General features: G+C 68.4%; 9 protein-coding genes. 3 read left to right on the top strand and 6 right to left on the bottom strand.

Going from position 1 to position 7,238, the window contains the following annotated elements; genetic code table 11:
- The first annotated feature begins 293 nt into the window (after positions 1 to 293).
- Positions 294 to 1,712 carry a M16 family metallopeptidase gene (locus HMPREF0975_RS00555; RefSeq protein ID WP_009232130.1) on the top strand — a complete coding sequence of 473 codons (1,419 nt, stop codon included), beginning with the start codon at positions 294 to 296 and terminating at the stop codon, positions 1,710 to 1,712.
- 255 nt (positions 1,713 to 1,967) lie between these two features.
- Here the strand turns inward: HMPREF0975_RS00555 and HMPREF0975_RS00545 are convergent, their stop codons facing one another.
- Positions 1,968 to 2,870, bottom strand: coding sequence for an oxidoreductase (locus HMPREF0975_RS00545; protein WP_009232129.1), 903 nt, complete (start codon positions 2,868 to 2,870; stop codon positions 1,968 to 1,970).
- A gap of 122 nt (positions 2,871 to 2,992) precedes the next feature.
- Here HMPREF0975_RS00545 and HMPREF0975_RS00540 point away from each other — a divergent pair, with 122 nt between their 5' ends.
- Positions 2,993 to 3,622: a TetR/AcrR family transcriptional regulator gene (locus tag HMPREF0975_RS00540; RefSeq protein ID WP_009232128.1), complete on the top strand. Its 630-nt coding sequence runs from the start codon at positions 2,993 to 2,995 to the stop codon at positions 3,620 to 3,622.
- Between the two features lie 280 nt (positions 3,623 to 3,902).
- On the opposite strand, the gene HMPREF0975_RS00535 is transcribed toward HMPREF0975_RS00540, so the two are convergent.
- The 5 genes from HMPREF0975_RS00535 to HMPREF0975_RS14465 form a co-directional block, all read right to left on the bottom strand.
- Positions 3,903 to 4,286, bottom strand: coding sequence for a hypothetical protein (locus HMPREF0975_RS00535; protein ID WP_009232127.1), 384 nt, complete (start codon positions 4,284 to 4,286; stop codon positions 3,903 to 3,905).
- A complete protein-coding gene (locus HMPREF0975_RS15330) occupies positions 4,283 to 5,311 on the bottom strand; it encodes an ATP-binding cassette domain-containing protein (RefSeq protein ID WP_009232126.1) in 1,029 nt (342 codons plus the stop codon). Before HMPREF0975_RS15330 ends, HMPREF0975_RS00535 begins: the two co-directional genes overlap by 4 nt.
- A 23-nt stretch (positions 5,312 to 5,334) precedes the next feature.
- The gene (locus tag HMPREF0975_RS16470) at positions 5,335 to 5,487 is read right to left on the bottom strand and encodes a hypothetical protein (RefSeq protein ID WP_232212435.1); all 153 of its coding nucleotides are present in this window, start codon (positions 5,485 to 5,487) and stop codon (positions 5,335 to 5,337) included.
- Between the two features lie 242 nt (positions 5,488 to 5,729).
- Complete coding sequence (locus tag HMPREF0975_RS00520; RefSeq protein ID WP_009232124.1) at positions 5,730 to 6,122, bottom strand: hypothetical protein; 393 nt, start codon at positions 6,120 to 6,122, stop codon at positions 5,730 to 5,732.
- 42 nt (positions 6,123 to 6,164) lie between these two features.
- Positions 6,165 to 6,518 carry a transposase gene (locus HMPREF0975_RS14465; protein WP_198009122.1) on the bottom strand — a complete coding sequence of 118 codons (354 nt, stop codon included), beginning with the start codon at positions 6,516 to 6,518 and terminating at the stop codon, positions 6,165 to 6,167.
- 286 nt (positions 6,519 to 6,804) lie between these two features.
- Between HMPREF0975_RS14465 and HMPREF0975_RS00510 the strand changes: the two genes are divergently transcribed.
- Positions 6,805 to 7,238: 4-hydroxy-tetrahydrodipicolinate reductase (locus tag HMPREF0975_RS00510; RefSeq protein ID WP_009232122.1), on the top strand; the 434-nt coding region annotated here is incomplete at its 3' end.

The raw sequence follows: 7,238 nt of genomic DNA, 5'->3' as shown, positions 1-7,238 counted from the left end.
GCGCCGCGAGCGCGAGAGCCGTGAGAGCAGGGACGGCGACGGCGAGCAGCCGCGCCGCGAGCGCCGCCCGCGCCGTCGTCGGATGCGCACCGCCGATTCCTCCGAGGATGAGTGAGGCCCGCGCATCGGCGCTAGCCGGCTGACGCGCACTCGACATGTCCCCGCCTGGTCCGCTGGATCGGGCGGGGACACCGTCGTTGTACGCGTTCGCTGCGCGCGGCAGAGCGTTGCCGGGTGCAGGAACGACACCGGGCACCGGTCCCCGCTAGTCTTCGCGGGTGACCAACCCAGACATGCGAGCCGACTTAGCCCGGCCGGCGGCCTCCGCGCCATCGGTCGATCTTCCTTCGATCCCCGCGACGGGGGAGTCCTCAAGCTCGACCGACTACTCCGAGGTGGAACTGCGGAGGGGGCGGCCCGGCCGCGACGGTACCGAGCTCACCCTGCACGACGACGGTGCGCTCACTCGCCGCTCCGTCCTGCCCGGCGGTGTGCGGGTCATCACCGAGTCCGTCCCGGGCCTGCGCTCGGCCTCCATCGGCATGTGGTTCGGCGTCGGAAGCCGCGACGAGGCGCCCGGGCAGGAGGGCTCCACCCACTTCCTGGAGCACCTGCTGTTCAAGGGCACCGCCACGCGCGACGCCCACGACATCGCCGAGGCCTTCGACATGATCGGCGGGGAGTCCAACGCCGCCACCTCCAAGGAGCACACCTCCTACTACGCCCGCGTACTCGCCCCAGACGGCATGGCGGCCCTCGACGTGCTCGCCGACATGGTGACCTCCTCGCTTCTGGAGCCGACCGACGTGGAGACCGAGCGCGGCGTCATCGTCTCCGAGCTCGCCGACGCCGCCGACGATCCCGCCGACGTCGCCCAGGAAGCCTTCGCCCGCGCCGCCTTCGGCGAGGACACGCCGCTGGGCCGCCCTATCGGCGGCACCAATGAGACCGTCACCGCCGTGCCGCGCGACGCCGTGTGGGAGCACTACAGGCGCACCTACGCCTCCGACACCCTCGTGGTGGCGGCCGCCGGCGCCGTCGACCACGACGAGGTCTGCGAACGGGTCCTGGCCGACCTGGCCACGGCCGGCTGGGACGCCTCGCCCGATGCCGCCCCGCGCGAGCGCCGCTTCGAGATCGAGCCCTTCACGGCCCTGGACGTCCACGACATCACCGTTCCGCGTGAGAGCGAGCAGACCCACCTGTACCTAACCTGCCAGGGCATCGCCGTACGCGACGAGCGGCGCTGGGCTATGAGCGTGCTCACCACCATCCTGGGCGGCGGCATGTCCTCGCGCCTGTTCCAGGAGGTGCGAGAGAAGCGCGGCCTGGCCTACACCACCTACGCCTTCGACACCTCCTACGCCGGTGCCGGCGCGTTCGGGCTCTATGCGGGCTGCGCCCCTGGAGACGTCGATGAGGTGTGCGCCGTCATGATCGGTGAGTTCGAGAAGCTCGCCGAGCACGGTGCCACCGAGCGGGAGATGACGCGGGCCCGCGGCCAGCTGCGCGGGGCCATGGTGCTCGGGGGAGAGGACTCCCTGGCGCGCATGGGGCGCCTGGGGCGGGCCGAGGTCGTCACCGGGCGCCTGCGCTCCATGGAGGAGAACCTGCGTCGCCTGGAGGCCGTGACCCCTGAGGAGGTTCGGGAGATGGCCGTCTGGCTGGTGGAGCACAAGCGCGCCCGCATTCTCGTGGGTCCGGCCGACTGACAGCTGCCGACTACTATACGGGGCCCATGGACCCGTTCATCGAGTACTGCCGGAGCCAGAAGAGGGGCTGAGTGTCCAAATCGGTGACAAAGGCGCGGGTCGCTCTCATCCAGCCGATACGCAACCGCATGATTCCAAGGTTCTCCAGCCTGCGCTCTAAGAGGTGGAGGTCCTTTGTCTCCGATATGGACACCAACAGGCTGATTCCAGTCGTCGGCCCCTGGTGCTACTGGTTCGCGTGGGCCGGGTCTTCAGTCAGCGACGGATGCCGAAGGCGGCACTGATGAGGCGGTCGAAGGCGCGGTCGGGCAGAACACGACGCGCGGCAATGAGGGGCCTCGCCATAAATCCCACGGCGTAGCGGGTCCGGGGATGGCGGGCGGTGACGATCTTGACGATGGTGCGGGCGATGACATCCGGCGGGGAGAAGCGCCGCAGGTTCGATTCCCCGCGCATGGAGCCAGCCGCGGCCCGGATCTGGTCGGCGTAGGCACTGCCCTCGGCCGTGGCCTCCAGGTGGTCGGCTGCGATCGCGTACCACTCGGTGCGGATACCACCAGGTTCGACCACGACGACGTCGATGCCGAAGGGGCGCAGCTCCATGCGCAGTGCGTCGCTCAGGGCCTCGACGGCGTACTTGGTGGCGTGGTACCAGCCGCCCAGCGGCGTGGTCAGTTTCCCACCCATGGAGGAGATGTTGATGATGGTGCCTGAGCCCTGGGTGCGCATGTGCGGGGTGATGAGCTGGGTGAGGCGACCCAGACCGAAGACGTTGACCTCGAACTGGCGGCGGGCCTCGTCGATTGGGACGTCCTCGATGGCCCCGTAGGAGCCGTAACCGGCGTTGTTGACCAGGACGTCGATGCGGCCGGTCTCCTCCAGGATGCGGTTCACGCCGGCGGTCATGGAGGCGTCGTCAGTGACGTCCATGGCCAGCGGGCGGATGTCGTCGGCGGTCAGGGCCTGGAGACGGTCGGTGCGGCGGGCCGCGCCGTAGACGATGTAGCCCAGTGCCTGGAGCTTGCGGGCGGTGTCCTCGCCGATGCCGGAGGAAGCACCGGTGACGAGGGCTGTGCGGGTCGCACCGTGGTTTGCGACGTTCTCCGAAGAACTTTCGGTGGAGGTCGTGGGGGCGCCGGCGGGCGTGGTGGTGGTCATCGTCTGAGGTGTCCTCTCGCTAACATGAATCATCGTTCAGGTACTATCATGAACGTAGATTCATGTTTGTGCAAGTGAGATGCTCAGCACGCTATCGAGCAGGCCTGAGGAAAGGGAGAAGGATGGCTCGGGTTACCCATGACGTGGTCGAGCGGACTGAGACGGTGACGGCAACGAGCGGCATGACCTCGGAGCGCTCGACAAGGCGTGCCGACGCGGTGCGCAACCGGACCTCCATCCTGGAGGCCGCCAGGCAGCTGGTCACCGAGCAGGGGACTGAGGTCGCCATGGGGGAGATCGCTCGGGTGGCCGGCGTTGCCGTCGGCACGCTCTACCGGCACTTCCCCAACAAGGCGAAGCTGCTCGCAGCGGTCGTCAACGAGTACGTCGAAGCCCTGGCCGATGACGCTCAAGACGCCTGGGCGCGCGTCGAGGCTGGCCGGTCCGACGCCGACCAGGAGCTCATGGGGTTCCTGGAGCGGGCCCTGGAGATGATCTCCCGGAGCCATGCTGCCAAGACCGTTGCTCGGGCTCTGGGGGTGGAGGTGGAGTACACCGAGCCGGAGACTCGCGCCACCGAGGCGTTGGGGCTCCTTATCGAGGAGGGGCGGGCGAGCGGTCGGCTGCGACGAGACCTCACCGTCTCCGACCTCTACGTCCTCATGGTCTTCTACCCCGGCGACGGTTCTCCCGAGGTTCGTCGGCGCTGGCTCGAGCTTATCCGCCCCGGTCTACTGGGGCACTGCGGGTAAGACGGCCCCCGCAGCGGGTAGGTCAGTCGCTAGGGTGGGGCCATGACGATTCGTGTAGCCGGGCGCCGCCGGGCGCATGGGATCGACCGTCTGCTAGGCGGTGGAAGACGCTGAGGGCCTCGAGCTCGTGGCCCGCTCGCGTAGCTCATCGGGGGTACGTCCCATGACAGTGATCCTTTCGTGTCATCACTGCCTCCATCAAACCCGGGGCTTGACAACGCCGAACGCCTCGATTCATCTGGATGGACGCCCATACAGCGAGGCCACTACGAGCACACCATTACCCTCCGCCCAGGGCGATGACGAGCGTTGCTGCTGCCAGCAGGAGGCTGGTCGGTGTCATCGTCCAGCGTTCGGCGGGGCTGCGCGAGATCGCGTTGAGTGCCACGCTCGCGGCGAAGAACGCGAACGCCACCCAGGTCAAGACGATCACCGCTGCACTGTCTCCGGCCGGGAGAACACCCGCACGGCTGAGCAGCAGGGCCGCCAACCCCGCGTACACCAGCACCGACGCCGCACTGGCGACGCGGAGCCCGCGCGGCAGAACGTGGTGCGTGCCGCCCCACGCGAAACGGCCTAAGGGGAGGCCCGACGCGGCGAGGATCTGCATGACGGCGAGCGCCGCCAGCAGCGCGAGCGCGACGACAAGAGCGATGGCGGTCATGCGGTTTCCTCTCGTCGAGCCTCTACATTGCGAGCACATGCGCGCGGATGCCGTGGTCCAGGGTCGCCCGCCGTTAGTGGTAGACCTGCTGGACGTCGTCCGAGACCTCTGTAGCATCGAGTTCCGCTGCCAACGAGGCGAGCCGATCGGCATCCGCCGCGATCCTCCTGCGCAGCACCGCGACGCACGTACGCACGCCGGTCGGCTGCGGGAAGCCGTCCGAGCAAGCAGACCTTCGCGAGCATCGTCGGCTCGGCATCGGAGGCGGTGACCGGCGCGTGCATCCACTCGCGCCACGCCTGCTGGCTGGCATCGTTGACGACGTAGACCTTCTTGCGCCGACGAGAGTCGTCGGCGTCGAGGATCGTCACCCACCCATGCGACTCCAGCTGCCCGAGCGCGCGCTGGATACTCCCGAAACTGGCGGTGTAGAACAGCGAGATGCCCGCAGCGAACTGTTTGCGCATGTCGTAGAGCGAGAGCGACCCATCCAACAGGATGCCGAGGATCAAGAACCGCATGAGGTCGATGAACGGATTCAGCCCCAAGACCCGGACGCTGCCCTGGGTGGGCCGGCGGAGACCTGCCAGCATCTCCACGGTCGTGGTCTTACCGGCGCCGTTCGTGCCCAGCAGACCGAAGGTCTCCCCCGCGCGGAGCTGCAGGTCGATGCCGTCAACCGCCGTCTTGCTCCTGTGCCGCTTGACCAGGTGCCGGGCATCGACAGCCAGAGGCGGAGTCGCGGTATCCATCATTCGCTCCTCAGATCGTGGGCCGTGCTCGGCCGGGTACGCGCTGGTAAGGCTCTTCCTGGTCACGGTCACTCCTGAGAGTTCTCGGTCGGCTCGGCGAGTCCGAGCAGGCTGGCGCGTCTCGCGCAGCCACTCCCGTTCGGCCTCGGCATGGACCAGGCCATTGCGCAGGGTCGCCGTCTGCAACAGCCCCATCAGGTCATCGGACCTGATCGTGATCGAGGACAACGTGGTCAACGCCTCGTTCATCTGACGCTTCCACTCATCAAGCATCCTCTCCACCCCTTCCCGGCCGATCAGGGCGGCAAAGAAAAGAACAGCTGGGCGAGGAACGGCTCCTTGGGAAGGTCCTCCTCCACCGGAGACGACAGCCAGTCCGTCAGCTCCGCGCGCCCGGCGTCGGTCAGGGAGTGCACTTTGCGTTCGGGCTTGCCGTCCTGTCGCACCACCTCTGTCGTGATGTCCCCGCCCCGCTCAGCCGGTCCAGCGTCCGATAGATCTGCGACCGGTCGGCGTGCCAGAAGTGCGCCACCGAACCCTCGAACGCATGTGCCAGGTCGTAACCACTCGCGGAACGGATCGACAGCAGCCCGAGGATCGTGTGCTTCAACTCCATGCCGCATAGTCTACTGCACACCTAGATGACTATGCACCTATGAGTTCGGAATCTACGAGCACGCTGGTGCTGCGGTCACCTGTCCAGGGACGGCCCGCCATAGCGTGGGCCGCGGTCTTGAGTCAGGGCGCGCGAGGATTGGAGCTGGCGGTGACGTTCCTCGACAGCACGGTCGGTGGCATCGCGCTGCGTCTGCTCGATGGCACGGGACTGCTTGATGCGTCGAAGTGCCTCGGTGGGGGTGAGTGCGCGTAACGCCTCGATTTCGGCGTGGGCTCGGTTTGCTGTGCGGGTCGCGTCCTCAACGTTCCGATGCGGGCGGGCGTCGAGGTAGGCGGCCTGGTTCTTCGCCACCGCATCCGTGCCGAAGATGCGGGCATACATGCGCAGGCGCGGCAGGTCGTCGGGTTCCAGCGCCTTGCGCACGGCTTTCGCGGCGGCCTGTTGCTGCGCGGTCGCTTCGACCACGCGCGGGTCGGCGTCGATCCGGGGGCGGGTGACGCGCTCGACCTACGATGCGCCGTCCTCGTTCCACCGGGGCGGCTCACCCCACACGGTCGTCAGTCGCCGCTCGGCGTCGCGGGCGAGAGCCTTGATCAGCCGACACACCGTCGGGTCGGACGCCACGGGCCCGGAGACCTCGTCCTCGCAGCGCAGCACCGCCAGGTCCGACAGGCACCGACCTCCCAGGGCCACGCACACCGCCAGGTCCGACAGCACCTTGCCCGGCTCGTGCACCGCCGACGGCCGCCGCCAGGCCGCCAGCGCCTGCGAGAGACCGTCCCCCAGGCCCGTGACCCTGATGGCCTCGGTCAGCAGCACAGCCCCGGCCAGCCCCACCGCCGGCACCTGGCCGGACTCCACACCCACACACGGGTACAACCCGGTACTCTTCACTACGAAGGTGTTCCTCTCCTGGTCATGCACGGACGAGGGCGGGTGGGAGCAGGAGCCGCACCGCGGGCCAGCAGTCGGCATAGGCACAGTCAACTAGGGTCGCCACGGCGGTTTGTCACCTGTAGCTTAACGATGAGCAGCAGGGAGCCCGTCGTGACGGCGAGCACGCGCCCGATGCGGCACAGCCACACCCCCCAGGCCGGGCGCGGCCCCCTCATCGTGTCTTGTGGCGCCACCCGGATAGGCTAGCGCCATGACTATCCGTGTTGCAGTGACAGGCGCCGCCGGGCGCATGGGATCGACCGTCTGCCAGGCGGTGGAAGACGCTGAGGGCCTCGAGCTCGTGGCTCGCCTGGACGTGGGGGACACCCTCGACTCTGAGCACCTGGCGGGCGCCGACGTCGCCGTCGACTTCACAGTCCCCAGCGTCACCGAGGCCAACGTCCATGCCCTCCTCGACGCCGGGGTGGACGTCGTCGTCGGCACCACCGGCTGGAACGAGGAGTCCTACGGGCGCGTCCGTGAGCACCTGGCCCGGCCCGAGGCCGCAGGCCGCAGCGTCCTCATCGCCCCGAACTTCGCCCTGTCCGCCGTGCTGGCCATGAGCTTTGCCGCGAAGGCCGCCCCCTACTTCGAGTCCGCCGAGGTCATCGAGCTCCACCACCCGAATAAGGTCGACGCGCCCTC

Source organism: Actinomyces sp. oral taxon 849 str. F0330 (assembly GCF_000239715.1).
Taxonomy (GTDB): domain Bacteria; phylum Actinomycetota; class Actinomycetes; order Actinomycetales; family Actinomycetaceae; genus Actinomyces; species Actinomyces johnsonii.
Note: the sequence above shows the minus strand (reverse complement) of the source record. Positions and strands in the feature narration are given on the sequence as shown.

Coding starts and splice junctions, on each gene's coding strand:
- HMPREF0975_RS00555 (WP_009232130.1), top strand. CDS start 294: ATGCGAGCCGACTTAGCCCGGCCGGCGGCCTCCGCGCCATCGGTCGAT.
- HMPREF0975_RS00535 (WP_009232127.1), bottom strand. CDS start 4,286: ATGACCGCCATCGCTCTTGTCGTCGCGCTCGCGCTGCTGGCGGCGCTC.
- HMPREF0975_RS00545 (WP_009232129.1), bottom strand. CDS start 2,870: ATGACCACCACCACGCCCGCCGGCGCCCCCACGACCTCCACCGAAAGT.
- HMPREF0975_RS15330 (WP_009232126.1), bottom strand. CDS start 5,311: ATGCTTGATGAGTGGAAGCGTCAGATGAACGAGGCGTTGACCACGTTG.
- HMPREF0975_RS00540 (WP_009232128.1), top strand. CDS start 2,993: ATGGCTCGGGTTACCCATGACGTGGTCGAGCGGACTGAGACGGTGACG.